Annotated in this window: 8 protein-coding genes; 7 read left to right on the top strand and 1 reads right to left on the bottom strand. The window is 66.2% G+C overall.

Annotation, left to right across the window (positions count from 1 at the left end):
* The first annotated feature begins 52 nt into the window (after positions 1-52).
* Together OV207_RS17635 and OV207_RS17630 are read left to right on the top strand one after the other, a co-directional pair.
* The gene (locus OV207_RS17635; protein ID WP_267556332.1) at positions 53-745 is read left to right on the top strand and encodes a hypothetical protein; all 693 of its coding nucleotides are present in this window, start codon (positions 53-55) and stop codon (positions 743-745) included.
* Positions 742-2,244: a hypothetical protein gene (locus tag OV207_RS17630; RefSeq protein ID WP_267556331.1), complete on the top strand. Its 1,503-nt coding sequence runs from the start codon at positions 742-744 to the stop codon at positions 2,242-2,244. Before OV207_RS17635 ends, OV207_RS17630 begins: the two co-directional genes overlap by 4 nt.
* Before the next feature lie 185 nt (positions 2,245-2,429).
* Here OV207_RS17630 and OV207_RS17625 read toward each other — a convergent pair.
* A protein-coding gene (locus OV207_RS17625) for an IS3 family transposase (RefSeq protein WP_267556330.1) occupies positions 2,430-4,017 on the bottom strand; the annotation gives its coding sequence in 2 pieces (ribosomal slippage) (positions 2,430-3,540 and positions 3,539-4,017; 1,590 coding nt in all).
* A 395-nt stretch (positions 4,018-4,412) separates the two neighbouring features.
* On the opposite strand from OV207_RS17625, the gene OV207_RS17620 reads away from it, so the two are divergent.
* The 5 genes from OV207_RS17620 to OV207_RS17600 all read left to right on the top strand — a co-directional run bounded on the left by OV207_RS17620 (position 4,413) and on the right by OV207_RS17600 (position 17,541).
* On the top strand, positions 4,413-5,717 hold the full coding sequence (locus OV207_RS17620; RefSeq protein ID WP_267556329.1) for a hypothetical protein: 1,305 nt from the start codon (positions 4,413-4,415) through the stop codon (positions 5,715-5,717).
* Positions 5,718-7,811: 2,094 nt separating this feature from the next.
* Positions 7,812-8,258, top strand: coding sequence for a GyrI-like domain-containing protein (locus OV207_RS17615; RefSeq protein WP_267556328.1), 447 nt, complete (start codon positions 7,812-7,814; stop codon positions 8,256-8,258).
* A 31-nt stretch (positions 8,259-8,289) separates the two neighbouring features.
* Positions 8,290-9,201 carry an ACP S-malonyltransferase gene (gene fabD / locus OV207_RS17610; RefSeq protein ID WP_267556327.1) on the top strand — a complete coding sequence of 304 codons (912 nt, stop codon included), beginning with the start codon at positions 8,290-8,292 and terminating at the stop codon, positions 9,199-9,201.
* Entirely contained in the window at positions 9,198-12,149 is a 2,952-nt protein-coding gene (locus OV207_RS17605; RefSeq protein WP_267556326.1) for a hypothetical protein, read from the top strand. Before fabD ends, OV207_RS17605 begins: the two co-directional genes overlap by 4 nt.
* Positions 12,150-12,288: 139 nt before the next feature.
* Positions 12,289-17,541 (top strand): type I polyketide synthase, encoded by a 5,253-nt coding sequence (locus OV207_RS17600; RefSeq protein ID WP_267556325.1) that lies wholly within the window; start codon positions 12,289-12,291, stop codon positions 17,539-17,541.
* Positions 17,542-17,576 lie beyond the last annotated feature (35 nt).

The following is a 17,576-nucleotide window of genomic DNA, read 5'->3' as shown; positions in this document are numbered from 1 at the left end:
AGTCGTCGGAACCTCGGAGCTGGGTAAGATTCTTACCCATATCCGTGGGTCGATGGATTCTGTGCTGAGTCAGTTAGCTTGGTTGGGGGAACAAGACAGTGAACGCGTTTCAATGTTCGGCCCCTTCCTCGGGCGCTCCCTTCTTGAGCTTGCGGCCACGGCGCTGATTGGACGGCTTGACCCACTCCGAGTGCTCGTTGTCAGGCAGGTCCAATTGCAGCCTGAATATGACGCTGCAATTCCTTGGAAGTCTTCTATCCGCTGGCAGGGTGATGTGTTGGCCCCGAAGAAGGGGCAGGGTGATGTGTTGGCCCCGAAGAAGGGCTCAGGCCTTTGGGGAGATGCGTTGGAATACGAGAAAATTACCAAAGCGCTCCTTGGAGACTACTACGATCATCTCCTTTGGCGACCAGCTCTTCAGCAAATGCTCGGAGGCACAACAGCAGGGGGGAGATGGATTGCCGAACTTAGTGCCCTCCCTCCGGACAGTTTTGTGTCACGCAAGCGAGAAGAAATTGGGCGTCTCTACTCGGCCCTCTCAAAGGGGATCCATCATGAGTTTGTGCTGCCACCGGGTACTCTTTATGATCGGGCAACCGTTGTTGATTTGGTTCAACGCGTGATTCATTTAGTCGCCGATGTCGGATTCGTTTCGCATTTTGTGCCTCATGCGGCTACCTTGCTGTCTCCAGTGGATGCTGTGGCAGCTTTGGGCCGGATTGAGAATGTCGAGGTGATGAAATGAGCCAGGAAATAGACGCCCAGGCAGAGTTGATTCTGGCTGCAGAGGATTGCGCGCCCGAGTTGTTCGATGAAATGCACACGTTCTCTACTCTAAATGATCGACGTGTGTTGCTCACTCTCGTTGCGCATGGGCCGGTGCTTCTTCGTGGCGGACGCGGGACCGGGAAGAGTGCCTTTATGATCGCGGCCTCGCGACAGCTTTATCCGGCCATTCCCCAGGCCGCAGCTTTGGGGGTTTATATGAGCCTCCGCCATGCGCCCCTGCTTAAGAGTACTGGCGAAGCATACGAGAGGATTCTTGCTCAGATAGTCATTCGGAAGGTTCAGGAAACGCTAGGGGACTTGGCGAACGACTTTGACCCACATCCGGATGCTGGGTCTGTGCAAGTGGCACTCTCAAGGTTGGCGGCGACGCTGGGGAAGCGAATCGTTCTTTTCTTTGATGATGCGGCTCATCTTGGGCGAGAGGCCTCGCTTGAAGAATTTTTTGATATCTATAGGATGCTCTCTAGTAGCGTGGTTTCGTGTAAGGCGGCGATCTATCCAGGGGTGACCCGTTTTGGGACGCGTTTTGATGTGTATAACGATGCGACGGTGATTGATCTTCTCCGGAGTGATGAATTTCCCGGTTTTCGGGAGATTTTTCTGGAGGTGATGGAGGGGCGCTATTTTGATGCTTTTGGAGAGGATGTTTTTCGCTCTAGTCTGAGTCGGGGAGGGGCGGCAGGATTTCTTGGCCAGTCTGTTCTGGGAAATATGCGTGGGTTTGTATTCGCCTGCAATGCCTTGAAGGCTGCGTGTGCGGATGGGCGAAATATCGGCCTTCCGGAGTTGGGCGAGTCGCTCATTCAGTTGGCGCGGAATTACTACTGGCCGCTGCTTGATGAAATTCAGCCAAAGTTGGGTAAGTATGAGCCAATGGTTGCTGTGGCTAGGCAAATCGCTGAATTGCTATTCGAGGAGTGTGGTCAGAAGGCGAGAAATCCTCGGGATATGTTGATTCATCGGGAGGTGGATGAGAGGCTTGCGAAGCCGCTCCAGATTTTGGAGTATGCGGGATTTATATCTAAGAGAGAGGCGTCGCGTGCGATGAAGTCTGGCGGTCGCGGTGCGCGCTATGCTCTCAATCTTTGCGTCCTATTGGAGCAGACGCCCGGTTCTCGGTTGACTAAAGAATTGTTTGAGCGATGGACGATGCATCCTCGTGAAGAGGCTGTGCAGTTCAATAAGACTAGTAAGCTTGCTGCGATTCAGTTGCCCGCATTGCCGGAGTCTGCAGAGCTCGCGATCTTCAATGAGCCAATTGATAAGCTTGGAAAGTCTGCTGCTTATCCTTATGGATTGACAGCGCAGAAACTTCAGGTTCTGACCGAGGCTGGGATACGTACCGTGGGGGATTTGGCTGAGACAGACGATAAGACTCTTGATGCTCTCCCGAAAATTGGACGTGCTATGGTGACTCGAATTCGGAATGTTCTTGGTCAGGCCATTTGGATGTAGATGGTTCCCTGATTCTGGTACGAAGGCGCAGACGCGACTTCACTCATCGACGCTTCACTGCTCGCCGAGGTCGATTTGGGGCTGTGGTGGCACTTCCTGTCGTGGGCCCTGTTCGGGACTCCTGCAGAGGAAGCGGCACGAACTCGACTACGGTGAGCGTCAAGGTAGTTGTCGCGTGAGAGGGTTCAGCCGATGCGCTTCAACTCCTGGACCGCCGGGGTGGTGTTGGGTGAGGGGTTGAGGCGCACAGGACCTGCGGGTGTCCAGTCGCGGGTGTCGCGGCTCCAGCGCTCGGGGTGACGTGCGCGGGCGCGCTGGTACACCTGGTGGCGCTGTTCGAGCAGCGCCGCTTCGCGGCCGAAGTGTCTGTCCTCGGGCGTGACGAAGCGGATGGCGGAGTGCCGGTGCTCGGTGTTGTACCAGGCGACGAAACGAGCCACCCACGCGTGCGCATCCTGAGTCGACGCGAAGGCGCGCTGGGGGAAGGAGGGGCGGTACTTCAGCGTGCGGAAGAGGGCTCCGGAGAAGGCGTTGTCGTCCGAGACGCGGGGCCGGCTGAAGGAAGGGGCCACGCCCAGCCACTGCAGCGTCGCGAGCATCGTGGCGCCCTTCATGGGGCCGCCGTTGTCCGAGTGCAGCACCAGGCCCTCGGGGCAGCCTGCCTCGCGCCAGCTGTCGCGGATGAGGGCCGCGGCATGCGCGGATGACTCCTCCTCTTGGACGCGCCAGCCCATGATTCGGCGGCTGAAGACGTCCACCACGAGGTACAGGTAGAGGAAGGTGCCCTTCACCGGGCCCTTCAGGTAGGTGATGTCCCAGCTCCACACCTGACAGGGCGCGCTGGCGGTGTGCTCCGCCTTGGGGCGCGGCGTGGGCGGCTTCGCGAGGCCTCGGTGGGAAAGCTGTCCCGCTTCGCGCAGCACCCGGTAGAAGCTCGCCTCGCTGGCCAGGTACTCGCCCCGGTCCGCCAGCCTCGGCACCAACTGCTTGGGCGAGACGTCGCGGAACTCCTCGCTGTTGGCCACCGCCAGCATGCGGCGCTTCTCGGCTTCGGAGAGGCGGTTGGCGGGCCGGGTGCGCGGACCGCACCGCCCGTCCTGAGCCGTCTGGGGCTTCCGCCACCGTTGAATGGTGCGAGGGGCCACCCCGAGCCGCTCACAGACGGCCTCCAGGCGCATGCCCTGCTGGAGGGCTTCCTGCACGTGGGCGAGCGTCATTTCTCGCGCTTCTCGTCCACTGCGTCGTCCTCGTCGTCCAAGGGCCCCTCGTCCCAGCCCATCGCCTGAAGTTTTTTTCGAGCACCAGCAGCGCCGCCGTTTCCGCCAGCGCCTTCTCCTTGCGGCGCAGCTCGCGCTCCAACTCCTTCACCCGCTTCTCGGCCACCGCCAGCCGCCTGCGCTCCTTGGCCGGCAGGGCCTGCGTGGACGCGCCCGACAGGGCTCCAGCGGCCGCCTGCTGCCACTCCGTCAGCAGCCCCTCGTGCAGCCCCTCACGGCGCAGCAGCGCCCCCAGTTCCTCTCCGGTGAGCCCCTGGGCCGCCACCAGCACGCGCAGCTTCTCCTCGGGCGTCCACTTCTTCGGTCCAGTCGGCGGGGCGGGCTTCTTTTCCTCGGGCGGGGGCGTCATCGCCGCCAACTTATTCGCCTCTCTCAACCACTGCGACAACGTCGGTTGCGACACGCCCACCTGGCGGGCCAGGGCGGCGGCACTCACCGCGCCGGGGCCCACCATCCGCTTCACCATTTCTGACTTGAATCCATCCGTGTACGGCACTGCTTCCTGCCTGCTCTCGCCCCCTAGGCCTGCTCAGCCCGGCCGTTCAGCCGAGGCGACAACTTCCCTGACACAGGGGGCACCCTCGTTCTCCGAATGCAGTCCGCCGGCCCGAAGGCTCCCAAGAGGTTGTGTGGCCCCTATTTCAAACGCACCGAGGAGGGGCCCTCTTCGGGATGATTCGTGCTGTCACAAATGAGCGGGCCAGCTACGGCTATCGCCGCGTCATGGCCCTGTTGAACCGGCAGATGATCTTCGAGGGGCAGTCGCTGGGGACCCCAAGAGGATGTACCGGGTGATGAAGACCATGGGACTAAGGGCAGGCGCTCGCTTGCTCGGTCGGTCCCGGTTCACCTACATTGTGGGCTGTGAGCCAGAATCCAAGCACGAAGGACTTGCGCGACGCGATTGGGCGGGCGCTTCAAGCCCATGTGAAGAGTGACGATCTAGCTCCTGTCTGCATCGCGCTTGGAATGGTTGTGCCGGATCCGAATGCTGGCCTGATCTACAATAGCAAGTGGGCCACCGTTCGAAGCTGGCTTCCGCATGATCGCGAATCGGTGTTGTCAATCGCAAAGCGGGTGTTGGAGCAGTTCTGGACCTATCGCCTTGAGGAGCTTGTGTGGGCTGCGCAAGAAGAGTCGGTCGAGTTTTCGGAGTTAACGCGCCGAAACCTTCTTGCGACTCTCAGTTCGCTGCCTGCGCCGTGGGGAAAGCTGGGGCTGAACACGGTCGTTGGAGAGGTGATTCAGCTGGATGAATCCCTTCGCAATGCGACTCTGTCGGAATCAGAGCTTCAGGATGTGCAGGGCGTTTCTGAGCAATGTGGCGTGCTGGGTGTGTCGGATAGGCGCTTTCGAGCGCTCGTTGAACGAATGGTTCATCCATCGGTTCGAGGCGAAGAAGATCAAAGGAAGTATGTTGATGCGCTGAGTGCGGAATTGCGAAAGTCCGGTTGGGACCTGCACGCGACAGGCTTGGATGCAGGACGGACGCTATACTCAGTGGTTCGCGCGACTGGCGGAGTGGGAGGGCGACCCAAGCAGATTATATTTGCTTCGCAGGTCAAGCCTGATTTGAGATTCGCCGATGCCATCAATGGCGATATTGAGATTGTGCGATTCGCGGACAAGGTGCTGGTGTATGACCACCCAATCCCACCGACCGGATTGCTCTGGAGGCATCTTCAAGAGTGGTGGGCTGCGACTCACGGCCTTGTGCCTGAGGCTCGGGCGACGAGGGTGAGTCTCTATCAGCGTCTTAGGGACTCATTGCCAAAAAATTCGCCACCACAACGACTATTGTTCGAGGAGTTCTTTTCGACCTATCAGGGGTCGTTTGGTGAGTTGCCTGCGTTGCTTCCAGAGGTGTGGTTGTATTATGATCCACTAACAGTTTCACAAAGAGGGAGGGATGCGCTTCTTCGGCAAAGAATGGATTTTTTGATGCTGTTCTCACAGAGTGTTCGTGTTGTGATCGAGGTTGATGGGGTGGGGCACTATTGCGACCCTCAAGGAAAAGCTAGTCCGTCGAAGTATGCTGAAATGGTCGCGGCAGATCGTGACCTCCGTCTTTCTGGTTATGAGGTCTATCGGTTTGGCGGAAAGGAGCTGGAGGGGGATTTAGGAAGAGAGATTGCGCGAGGCTTTTTCCGCCTCTTGTTCCGGCGTCACGGCGTTGAGGCCGAGAAGTCCAGATAAGGACTGCTTGTTGTGCTTCATCCAGAAACGCCTCGGCCACGCCGAGAAGCTCCACAAGCTCAAGCCCTACAAGATGGGCAATGGCGGGTAGCTCCGGCACCGGATCTTCGCCGTCATCTTGCGAGAAATCGTCGAAGGGTCGTCCGTTGCACGCCTTTGCGCCGAGCGGCCTCCGTCGCAGACACACCCGGCCGACCAAGTTCCGCCGCTGCGTGAATGAGTACGGGCGAACACGGCGGCCGTCCAAGCCGCTTCCCCTCCTGCCGGGCGCGCTCCAGCCCTGCACGAGTGCGCTCGATGAGACCGGGCGCGCTCCTGCTCGGCGCCCCATCCGAAGATGGCCACGAGCAGCCCGCGCACTGGCCCCAACGTGTCGAGCTACGCCTCGCGCACCGAGAGCGCGCACACCTAACGCTAGGTACCAAGTTTCCGGATAGGGGCCCGTCGGAGAGTCGCCCGCCGCCGCTGCGTATGCATGGTGGAGACCTCCTGGGGTGTCGTGCCGCATGGGAGGGAGAGCTGTGGCCGGGTGGCTCGGTTTTTCAGAAGCGAGAATCGTAAGGCTGTGCCGACCGCACTCTTGGGGCTCTCGGCAAGACTCTCTTGGGCCCGAATGACGGCGGCCCGGCGGCATGAGAGGGCGAGGGACGTGGACTGGCGCTGCGTGGATCAGCGACCCGCCGCAACCGCCCTCACCGTGAGTATGAGTTGGGCCGCCCCGTACCAGCCTTGCGGCGCGCTCGCCGGGAGCCGCAAATCAGGTAAGAGACGAATCCGAAAAGCGGAGAGAGGTGCCTTTCCAGAAACCTCAGAGCGGAAAGAGCGGGTCTCCAGGGGAATGTTGTTAACCGCCTCCCCAATGGTTAACAGCACCTGTTAACCACTCTCGGCCTCTCTCTCCCCAAAACGGGTGAAAGAGCGCTTCGGAGAGCCCATTCGACGGCTGAGAAGAGGAGGCATCTTGCTCTGCGGGGTAGAAGGCAGAGAGTGCCCTCTTCAGCACCGCGAGGCAAAATCCCTTGGGATTCAGGGGCTTAAGCACGAAGGCCCCGCGATATTCATCGCGAGGCCTGTGTAAAACAAAAGGGCCCTACCGGTTGGTAGGGCCCTTCGTTCAGCTCCCCGAACGAAGCCCTGCGCGAACTCGTTCTCGGCTTTTCTCTGAGAGGGCTCAAACTCTCTGAGGGTTGAAACCCGAGTCGTATTCAGGGTTTCAAGGAAGGGACTGCTGGCGCCCTTCAATTGGGGGCCGATTGAGTCGCCGCGAACTTTACTTCCCGTGCGTCCGATTTCATGGTGAAGGGCCGCTGTCAGCTTTCCACCCGTCTTCATCGAGGTGGATGGAAGTCGCACGGCTTCGCGGTTCGCGTGGGTTCGGGCGAGGCATTGGCCGTGAGTGCCGCGGCGCTGGTTGCCGGGGCACGCAGCCGCCGTCGGTGGGCTGGTGGTCGTCGAGCCCGCCTGGCGCTCCCTTTGTCACGAGCGCTCAGCCTCTTGCGTGCGCGAGACGGTGTGGGCGGTGCCTCGGCGATTCGCACTCCGCGCCGCCGCTATGGGACCTCGCCGGCCCCGTGTTTGCTGTGCTCACTAGAGGCAGCGACCGGATTTTGGGTAGGCACAGGGCTCGACGGCCCGTTGGGCGCGTCGCTCATCCGTCATGACGCGAGTTTTGACGCAGCCTTGACGCACCCATGACGCAGCGACCGAATTTTGGATAAGCACAAGGGCTCGCTTCTTCCTCCGGTTCTTGCGCACACAAGGCCGAACGGAGCGAGTCCCTGCCCCTTCCCCGCGTCGCTGGCGCCTGCCTACTCTCCAGGCCGATCGAGAATCGCGCTCCGTCGTTTAGTCGTCCGCTCGCGTCATGAACAGGGCCGGACGCCTCCCCCCAGGCGTTCGGCCTCAGGGTTTCCCGAGGGTGGGTCGAGCTGCGTGAATTGGGAGGCTCTGGAAGCAGATGTGCATTTCTGGAAATATCTTGGAAAGGTCTTGACGCCTTTAGTGAAGGCAATCACGCTGCGGGTCAAGTCGTTGGCGCGCCAATGTTGAGCTGTTCTGGCGCCCATTCTGGATGCCTTGGGAGGGGCAGAACCCGTGAAGACCGTGACCCAGTCGAAGACCCTGCGGATTGTCGGACTTGAGCTGCGGACCACCAATGAGACCGCGTTCAAAGACATCCCCGCGCACTGGCAGCGATTCTACCAGGATGGAATCCTCGAGAAGATTCCGAACAAGGTCTCCGCGGACGTCTACGCCGTCTATACGAATTTCGAGAACCCCGGGAAGAACAACCTGGGGACCTACTCGCTGATTCTCGGCGCGGAGGTGCCTGGCCAGGGCCCCGTTCCCCCGGGACTGGTGGCGGCGGTGGTTCCCCAGTCGAAGCGCCAGGTCTTCGAGGTCGCGAAGGGCCATCCGGAGAAGGTCGGCGAGAAGTGGCAGGAGATCTGGGCCCTGGGGAGCGAGGGCAAGGCCTACCTCGCCGACTTCGAGCACTACACGCCTTCGGGCGAGATCGCGATCCACGTCGGGGTCGTCTAGCTGTTCCAGCGCATACGAGGGGGCGGAACACATGGCGCGCAAGTTGGATGTCACGATCTTTCCCGGGCAGGGGGCTCAGTTTCGCGGCATGGGCCGGGGGCTCTTCGAGGAGTTCAAGGACCTGACCCGGCGCGCGGACGAGGTGCTGGGCTACTCCATTGAGGTCCTCTGTCTGGAGGACAAGGAGCGGCGGCTGAACCTCACGCAGTACACCCAGCCGGCGCTCTACTTCGTCAACGTCCTGCACTATTTCAAGGCCCAGAAGGAGGGGGCTTCAAAGCCAGACGTCCTCCTGGGCCACAGCCTGGGTGAGTACTGCGCCCTTTTCGCGGCTGACGCCTTCGATTTCGAGACGGGCCTGCGCCTGGTTCAGCACCGGGGCGCCCTCATGGGCCAGGCCACGGGCGGTGGCATGGCCGCCGTCGTGAACCTTCCGGTGGCTCGCGTGACAGCCCTGTTGGGTGACCGCGACGCCGGGGGCGTGGAGGTCGCCAACTTCAACGCGCCGACGCAGGTGGTGCTCGCGGGGCCCTCGGAGGCCTTGAAGGCGCTCGCGCCGGTGCTCGAGCGGGAGGGGGCCACTGTGCTGCCCCTTCCCGTCAGCGCCGCCTTCCACTCGCGCTACATGCGGCCCGCGATGGAAGCGTTCGAACGGTTCCTCCAGGACGTCCCCCTGCGGGAGCCTTCCATCCCCGTCATCTCCAACCTGCACGCGCGGCCGTACCGGCCGGGGGAGATCCGGCAGAACCTGGTGCGGCAGATCTGCAGCCCCGTCAGGTGGGTGGAATCCATCTGGTACCTGCTGTCGCAGGGCGAGCCCTCCATCCTCGAGGTGGGCCCCAAGAAGACCCTCACCAAGCTCGTGGACCAGAGCCTCGCGGCAGGTCTGCCCCCGTCTTTTGATGCCACGCAGGTGGATGCCCTCACGGACGCACGGTCATGACCCACAGGTGGAGCGAGTCCCTGAAGCCGATGCGCGTCGTCCTGTCCGTGCTCCTGCTGGCGGGGGTGGGGTGCAAGCCGGGCACCGAGCCCTGTGGCGTGTCCGGCCGTACGTGCGCCGCCGGTCGTGTCTGCGTGGATGACACCCAGGACCAGTGCAACCCCGCCTGGGGTGACACGCACTGTCCCGGGGTCTGCGCCCGGCCGCCCGACCCCGTCGTCGACCCGGGGCCGTCCTACACCCTGTTCGAGTCGGGCCAGGTCCGGCCGCTGGCGAAGTCGTCGGACGGCAAGGCCCTCTTCGCCGTGAACACGCCTGACGGACGCCTGGAGGTATATGTGCCGGGCGCGGCGGGGCTGGAGCACGTGGACTCGATTCCCGTGGGCGTCGAGCCGGTGGCGGTCGCGGTGCGCAACGACCAGGAGGTCTGGGTCGTGAACCATCTCTCCGACAGCGTCAGCATCGTGGACGTGAGCCGCCGTCCGGGCCGGGTGGTGCGCACGCTGCTCGTGGGCGACGAACCCCGCGACATCGTGTTCGCGGGCGCGGGGCGGCAGCGCGCGTTCATCACCACCGCGCACCGGGGCCAGAACGCTCCGTTCGACCCGCAGCTGACGACCCCCGGCATCGGTCGCGCGGACGTCTGGGTCTTCGACGCGGGCTCCGTCGTGTCCGGCGGCACGCTGGGCGGGACGCCGCTGACCATCCTCCAGCTCTTCACGGACACGCCTCGGGCGCTGGCGGTCTCCGCGGATGGCTCGCGCGTCTACGCGGCGGGGTTCTTCACCGGCAACCGGACGACCGTCATCCCGGAGGAGGTCGTCACGCTGAATGGAGGCCTGCCGCCACCCACCACCAACGTCGAAGGCGCCGAGCAGCCGCCCACCAGCCTCATCGTGAAGTACGACGGCGAGCACTGGCGCGATGAACTGGGCCGGCAGTGGGACGCGCACGTCAAGTTCTCCCTGCCCGACAAGGACGTGTTCGTCATTGACGCCACCGCCAATCCCCCCGCGCAACTGGCCGGGAGCGCCAGCTCCTACTCGGGCGTGGGCACGGTGCTCTACGGTATGGCCGTCAACCCGCAGACGGGCCGCGTCTACGTGGCCAACACGGAGGCCCTCAACGAGGTCCGTTTCGAGGGTGCCGGCGGCGGTGAGCGCTCCAGCGTGCAGGGCCACCTGCATGAGAGCCGTGTGACGGTCCTGGAGCCCGGCGGCGGCGGCGTGCGGCCCCGCCACCTCAACAAGCACATCGACTATTCCACCTGCTGCGCCCCCGTCCCCAACGAGGAGAACGCCCGCAGCCTGGCGATTCCCAGCGGCCTGGAGGTCTCCTCGGACGGCCGGACGCTCTACGTCGCGGCGCTGGGGTCCAGCAAGGTGGGCGTGTTCTCCACGGAGGCGCTGGAGAACGACACCTTCACGCCTTCCACCAGCCAGCGCATCCAGGTGTCCGGAGGCGGTCCCACGGGGCTCATCCTGGACGAGGCGCGGCAGCGGCTCTACGTGCTCACCCGCTTCAACAACGCCATCGCCGTCGTCGACCTGCGCCAGGGCCGGGAGATTGCTTCCGTGGGCATGCACTCACCGGAGCCGTCCTCCATCACCCAGGGCCGGCCGCTGCTGTACGACGCGAGCCTCACGTCGAGCCATGGTGACTCCTCCTGCGCGAGCTGCCACGTGTTCGGGGACCTGGATGGCCTGGCTTGGGACCTGGGAGACCCCGACGCCGTCGAGGAGGTCAACCCGGGGCCGTTCAACCTGACGCCCGCCATGGTGGGGCTGGAGGGCAACGTCAACTTCCGTCCGCTCAAGGGACCCATGACCACCCAGAGCCTGCGCGGCATGGCCAACCATGGCTCCATGCACTGGCGCGGGGACCGCACGGGTGGCAACGAAGCCCCCACCGCGCAGCCCAACGGTGGAACTTATGACGAGGAGGCCGCCTTCAAGGCCTTCAACCCGGCTTTCGTCACGCTGCTGGGGCGCGACGCGGAGCTGTCCGCGGACCAGCTCCAGCGCTTCACGGACTTCGCGCTCCAGATCACCTATCCCCCCAATCCCATCCGCAACCTGGACAACGGGCTGACCCCCAGCCAGCAGGCGGGCCACGACTTCTACTTCAACAGCGTGTCGGACCGGCTCTTCACCTGCAATGGCTGCCACGTGCTCGACCCGACCGCGAACGCGGAGTTCGGGGTGGCGAAGCCGGGCTTCTTCGGCGGCAACGGCAACAGCTCCTTCGAGTTCGAGCCGCAGATGATGAAGATCCCCCACTTCCGCAACCTGTACCAGAAGGTCGGCATGTTCGGGATGCAGGGCACCAGCAAGCTGCTGCCGGATCATCCCGACGGGCAGAACGACTTCATGGGCGAGCAGATCCGCGGCTACGGCTTCCTGCACGACGGCAGCCATGACACGCCGCTGCGCTTCCTGACGACGGTGCTGTTCCGCTACGTGCCGCCGTCGCCGGGGGACCCCGCGGGCAATCCCGGTGGCTTCTCACTGGAGCGCGCGCAGGGCGACGCCGCGCGCCGCCAGGTGGAGGACTTCCTCTATGCGTACGACAGCAACCTGGCGCCCGTCGTGGGCCAGCAGGTGACGCTGTCGCGGAGCACCTGGGTCCAGGCCCAGCCCCGCGTGGACCTGCTGCTCAACCGCGCGGTGGCGGGGGAGTGCGACCTGGTGGCCCGAACGTCCGCGAGCGTCGGCTACCTGTACACGCCGGACGGGAAGGTCCGCTCCAACAAGGCCGGAGAGCGGCCCACCACCGATGCGGCGCTCCGGGCGCGGGTGCGGCAGCACGGCATCCCGCTGACCTTCACCTGCGTGCCCCGGGGCTCGGGCGTGCGGCTGGCGCTCGACCGCGACGGTGATGGCTTCCTGGACGGCGACGAACTGGTGCTGGGCAGCGACCCCTCCCGCCCGGACAGCACGCCCTGGTAGCGCCCTGACGGCCTAGACACCCCGGACGACGGCCCGCCGGGTCTGGTGGAACGCGCGAGCGGTCCACCCTGGGCCGGGCCATGCCTGGAGCCGGTTCCCGCCGGCCCCTTCCTCCTCGTGCCACACCCTGGAGAACGCGATGACGCCCGCACCTGCCGTGGAGCCCCGCCCGCGCTCGGATGATGACGTCGCCATCATCGGGATGGCCTGTCGCTTCCCGGGCGCCAACACGCCGTGGGAGTTCTGGGACAACCTCGCGCGGGGACGCTCCAGCGTGCGGGAGGTTCCGGCGGAGCGCTGGGACGGCGAAGCGTTCTATTCGCGCGATCCGGATGCGCCGAACCGGGGCGTCAGCAAGTGGGCGGGCTTCATCGAGGACGCGGACAAGTTCGACGCGCCCTTCTTCCGCATCTCGCCGCGCGAGGCGGAGTTGATGGATCCGCAGCAGCGCATCCTGCTGGAGCTGGCGTGGAGCTGCATGGAGGACGCGGGCTACGCCGCGTCGCGGCTCAAGGGGTCGCAGACCGGCGTTTACGTGGGCGTCTGCAACTTCGACTACAAGGAGGCCCTGGAGAAGTCGGTGGCCACCATCGAGGCGCACCTCTCCACCGGCACCTACGGGACGCTCATCCCGAACCGCATCTCCTACGAGTTCGACTTCAAGGGCCCCAGCATCCCGGTGGACACGGCGTGCTCCAGCTCGCTGGTCGCGCTCCACGAGGCGGTCCGCGCGCTGCAACGCGGAGAGTGCGCGCAGGCCCTGGTGGGCGGCGTGAGCGTGCTGTGCAGCCCCACCTACTTCGTCGCGTTCTCGAAGGCGGGAATGCTGTCTCCGGACGGCGCCTGCATGACGTTCGACCACCGCGCCAACGGCTATGTCCGCGGCGAGGGCGCCGGACTCGTGCTCGTCAAACCCCTGCGCCAGGCGCTGGCGGACGGGGACCGCATCCGGGGGATCATCAAGGGGACGGCCATCAACCACGGCGGCAAGGCCGCGAGCGTGACGTCCCCGAGCGCGTTCGCGCAGTCGCGCGTCATCGTGGACGCCGTCCGCCGCGCGGGCGTCGCCCCAGAGCGCATCCGCTACCTGGAGGCGCATGGCACCGGCACCCCCAAGGGTGACCCCATCGAGCTGCACGGAATCCAGCGGGCGTTCCAGTCGCTGTCGGGCGCGTCCGGAGCGGCGCTCGAGGAAGCCTCGTGCGGCATCGGCAGCGCCAAGACGAACATCGGACACCTGGAGGCGGCGGCAGGGATCGCGGGGCTCATCAAGGTATTGCTGTCCATGGAGCACCGCGCGCTGCCGGGGTTGCTCCACTTCGAGCGTCTGAACCCGCGCATCCGCCTGGAGGGCACCCCGTTCTACGTCGTCGACTCGCTCCAGGAGTGGAAGGCGTCCCCGGACGACGCCCCCCGGTGCGCGGGCGTCAGCAGCTTCGGGTTCGGCGGCGTCAACGCGCACGTGGTGGTGGAGGAGTACCGCGAGCCGCTTCACGAGCCCTCGGGTGCGTCCACGCCCCAGGCCATCGTCCTGTCGGCGAGGACCCAGGATCGGCTCCAGGCCCATGCCCGCGCGTTGCTCGCCTTCCTGGAGGCGCCGTCCGCCGCGCCGTGGAACCTGGCGGACATCGCCTTCACGCTCCAGCGGCGTGAGTCCTTGGAGGTGCGTGCCGCCTTCGAGACGGACTCGCTTCCGGGCCTGAAGGCCGGGCTGGACCGGCTGGCCCGCGGTGACACCGACGAGGAAGGTCTCTTCCGGGGGAAGGCCACGGCGGCGCCCCAGGACGCCGACGCCGCCCGCCCGCTCGCGGAGGACGCGAACCTGCGCGAGCTCATCCGGGGATGGGTGTCGGGGCTGCCAGTGGACTGGCGGACCCTGCGCACCGTGGGGCCCAGGCCCCGGTTGGTGTCGCTGCCCACGTATCCCTTCGAACGCCTGCGGTATTGGCTCCTTCCTGGAGCGGAGGCGTCCGCGCGGAGCCTGAAGGACGTCTGGCACGTCCGCCCGGCGTGGACGCGGCGTCCGCTGGCGCCGCCCCCTCCGGGTGTGTCCGGAGGCCCGGGTGCGGACGTGCTGTGCCTCACCTTGCTGGAGGCGACCACCGCCGAGGCGCTGCACGCGCTTCCCGGCATCCGCGCCGTCGCCCTTCCTCCGCTGGCGGCAGCGTCAGGGAGCGAGGGCTGGGTGGAGGCGTGCGGGTCGGCGATGGAGACGATCCGGGAGGCGCTGACCCGGGACTCGCCCGCGCGGCTGCTCTTCCTGTCGGACACGGCCCCGGATCAGGCCGCCATGCTCTTCGCGATGCTGCGCTCGCTCCACAAGGAGCTGGGGCTGCCCGCGCGGTGGTATGCGTGGGCGCCGGAGGCCGGCGCGCCTTCGCCGCTGCGCTCCATCCTGGCGGATGCCGACCAGGACCGGGAGGTGGGCGGCGCCATGCGGCTGCGCTTCGTGGACGGCGCGTGGGAAGGCGAGTCCCAGGACTTCACCTTCGAGCCGGTGCCCGCCCGCGCGCGGCCGCCGGACCAAGCACGGGGCGGGGTCTTCTGGATTCCGGGGGGCAACGGCGGCATCGGCTGGAAGCTCGCCGAGCACCTCGCGGACACCCGCGACGCGACGGTCATCGTGAGCGGTCGCTCCCGGGAGGGCCTGCGTCCGGACCGCCCCCGGGGGACCCCAGGGGCCCGCGGCGCCATCCACTTCCTGTCGGGCGACTGCACCCAGCGTCCGGACATGGAGCGGGTGCTGGCCACGGTGCTCGCCACGCATGGGCGGCTGACCGGCGTCATCCACTGCGCGGGCGTGCTGCGGGACCGCAGCTTCTTCTCCAAGACGCGCGACGACGTCCACGCCGTGCTGGCGCCCAAGGTGGAGGGGGCGCGCGTGCTGGATGAAGTGACGCGGCACCTGCCGCTGGAGTGCTTCATCCTCTTCTCGTCGCTCACCGGCCTGTGGGGCAACGCCGGCCAGACGGACTACGCGGCGGCCAACGCGCTGCTGGGCCTGCTCGCGCGGCGGCGCCAGGCGCAGGTCCTCCGGGGCGAGCGCTCCGGGACCTCCATGGTGCTCCACTGGCCCTACTGGGAAGAGGGAGGGATGCGGCTGCCGGAGGCGCTTGTCGCGCGGCTGGAGACGTCGCTGGGGATGCGGCCCCTGAAGGACGCGGAAGGGTTGGCCCTGTTCGACCACGTGCTCGCGACGCGCGCGGAGGAAGCAGCCTTCACGTGCGGCGACTTGGTGCTCCTGCGGAAGGCGCTCGTGGGCCACGTCCGTCCCCCCACGGAGGCCGCGGCCCCGCCCCGTTCCTCCGCGCCGCCCCCTGCCGCCACCGACGCGGCGAGCCTTCGCGAGGCCATGACCCGGCTGGTGGGAGAGCTGACCGGAAACCCGCCGGAAGGCCTGGACCGAGGCGCGCACTTCGTCGAACTGGGGGTGGACTCCATCCTGTTGCAGGCGCTCGTCCGCCGCGTGAACGACGCCCATGGGACGTCCCTGGGCATCCTCGATCTCCACAACCATCCCTCCATCGAGGAGCTGTCCGCGCTCGTGGAGGGCCTCGTGGGTGGGGGCGTGGAAGCGCCGGGGCCCGCCGCTGTCGTAGCCATGCCACCCGCGCCGGTGGACGCGCCGGTGGACGCGTTCGCCATCGTCGGCATCGACTTGAAGGTGCCTGGGGCCTCCAGTCTGGAGGCGTTCTGGGAGCTGGTGGGGGCGGGGGAGCGCAAGCCCACGCCCTACCCGGAGGCGCGCTGGGCGCTGCTTCCGCCGGCGCTGGTGGGAGGACTGCGCCGGGAGGATTGCCAGGGGTTCTTCCTCGAGGACGCGCTGGGCTTCGACCACCGGCTCTTCGGCATCTCGCCCCGTGAGGCGATGCTCATGGATCCCCAGCAGCGGCTGCTGCTGCACAGCGTGTGGCATGCGCTGGAGCACGCGGGCTACTCGCGGGAGGAGTTCGCGCGCCGCCGCACGGCGGTGTTCCTGTCCATCGACGCCATCGACTACGAGCACCTGGTCGCCCACGACGCCGTCGTCGACGAGTTCTCCGGCACGGGCGTCTCCCGCTACATCGCGGCCAACCGCATCTCCCACGTCTTCAACCTGCGCGGGGTGAGCGAGTCGGTGGACACCGCGTGCTCCAGCTTCTTCGTGGGCCTGGCGCGGGCCATGGACGCCATCAGGAACGGGACGGCCGAGCAGGCCGTGGTGGCGGCCGTGCAGATGAACCTGCTGCCCCACCGCTTCCAGGTCCTGCGCGAGCGGGGGCTCCTGAGCCGGGGCGACACGACGCGGCCCTTCGACCGGGACTCGGACGGGTTCATCCGCGGCGAAGGCGTGGGCGCGGTCGTGGTGAAGCCCCTCCAGCGCGCCCTGGAGGACCGGGACCGCGTGTATGGGGTCATCCGTGGCGTCGGGGTCTGGCATGCCGGGATGTCCATGGGCGTGACGGCGCCCAACTCCCGCGCGCACCAGGAGGCGATGAAGCAGGCGCTGCGCAACGCGGCCGTGCCGGTGGACAGCCTGGGCTACGTGGAGGCCCATGGCACCGGCATGCCGCTGGGAGACGCCAGCGAGCTGGATGCGCTCCAGCAGGTCTTCCGGGAGCTGGGCCGCGATGCGTCCGCGCCCTGTGTCCTGGGTGCGGCGAAGGCGGCGCTGGGGCACCTGGAGGCGGCCTCCGGCGTCGCGGCCCTGGCGAAGGCGCTCCTGGCGCTCCAGCACGGTCGCGTGCCCGGGCTCTCCCACCTGCGGAGCACCCATCCGGGGTTCAACCCCGAGGGCCCCTTGCGGTTGGCGCGAGCGGAACAGCCGCTGTCTCCCGGCGCGGACGGCGCGCCCCCCCGGGCCGGGCTGCTGTCCTACGGCCTGGGCGGAGTGTCCGCGTTCCTGGTCCTGGAAGCGCCGCCCGTGGCTCCAGCGCCGGCCGTGGAGCCGGAGCGGCCCGGGCTGTTCGTTCTCTCCTCGCAGTCCCCGCGCGTGCTGGAGGCCTACTCGCGCACGGTCCTCCAATTCCTCTCACGGGCCCGCGCCTCGGGCCGGGCACTCGACTTCGAGCAGTTCATCGAGGCGTACCTCCACCAGCGTGACGCCATGACGCACCGCCTGGCGGTGGTGGCGGCGGGCTTCGCCGACCTGGAAGCGAAGCTCGAGCGTCACCTGGCGGGGCAGGCCACCGACGGCGTCTACACGTCGCAGGGCGCTCCGAAGCCGGCGGAGCGCTCGCGGGATTTCGCATCCCAGGTCGCGGCGGAGGCGTGGCACCCGCTGGCGGAGGCGTGGATCCGCGGCGAGGACGTCCCATGGCCCGCACCGACGCGGCCGCGCGCCGCGTGGCCCACGTACCCCTTCGACACCGAACGGACGTTTTGGATTTCACCCCGGCACGAAGCGCGCTGAGTCCGGAGGGCGCCGGGGGGCGTGAGCGGACCAGA

The sequence above is a fragment of the Corallococcus sp. BB11-1 genome, from assembly GCF_026626625.1.
GTDB lineage: Bacteria > Myxococcota > Myxococcia > Myxococcales > Myxococcaceae > Corallococcus > Corallococcus soli.
The sequence above is the reverse complement of the archived record's forward strand: the minus strand, read 5'-3'. Positions and strand labels throughout refer to the sequence as shown.

Excerpts from the sequence above, each read along its gene's own strand:
- OV207_RS17635 (WP_267556332.1), top strand. The coding sequence starts at position 53 with ATGGATTCTGTGCTGAGTCAGTTAGCTTGGTTGGGGGAACAAGACAGT.
- OV207_RS17630 (WP_267556331.1), top strand. The coding sequence starts at position 742 with ATGAGCCAGGAAATAGACGCCCAGGCAGAGTTGATTCTGGCTGCAGAG.
- fabD (WP_267556327.1), top strand. The coding sequence starts at position 8,290 with ATGGCGCGCAAGTTGGATGTCACGATCTTTCCCGGGCAGGGGGCTCAG.
- OV207_RS17605 (WP_267556326.1), top strand. The coding sequence starts at position 9,198 with ATGACCCACAGGTGGAGCGAGTCCCTGAAGCCGATGCGCGTCGTCCTG.
- OV207_RS17600 (WP_267556325.1), top strand. The coding sequence starts at position 12,289 with ATGACGCCCGCACCTGCCGTGGAGCCCCGCCCGCGCTCGGATGATGAC.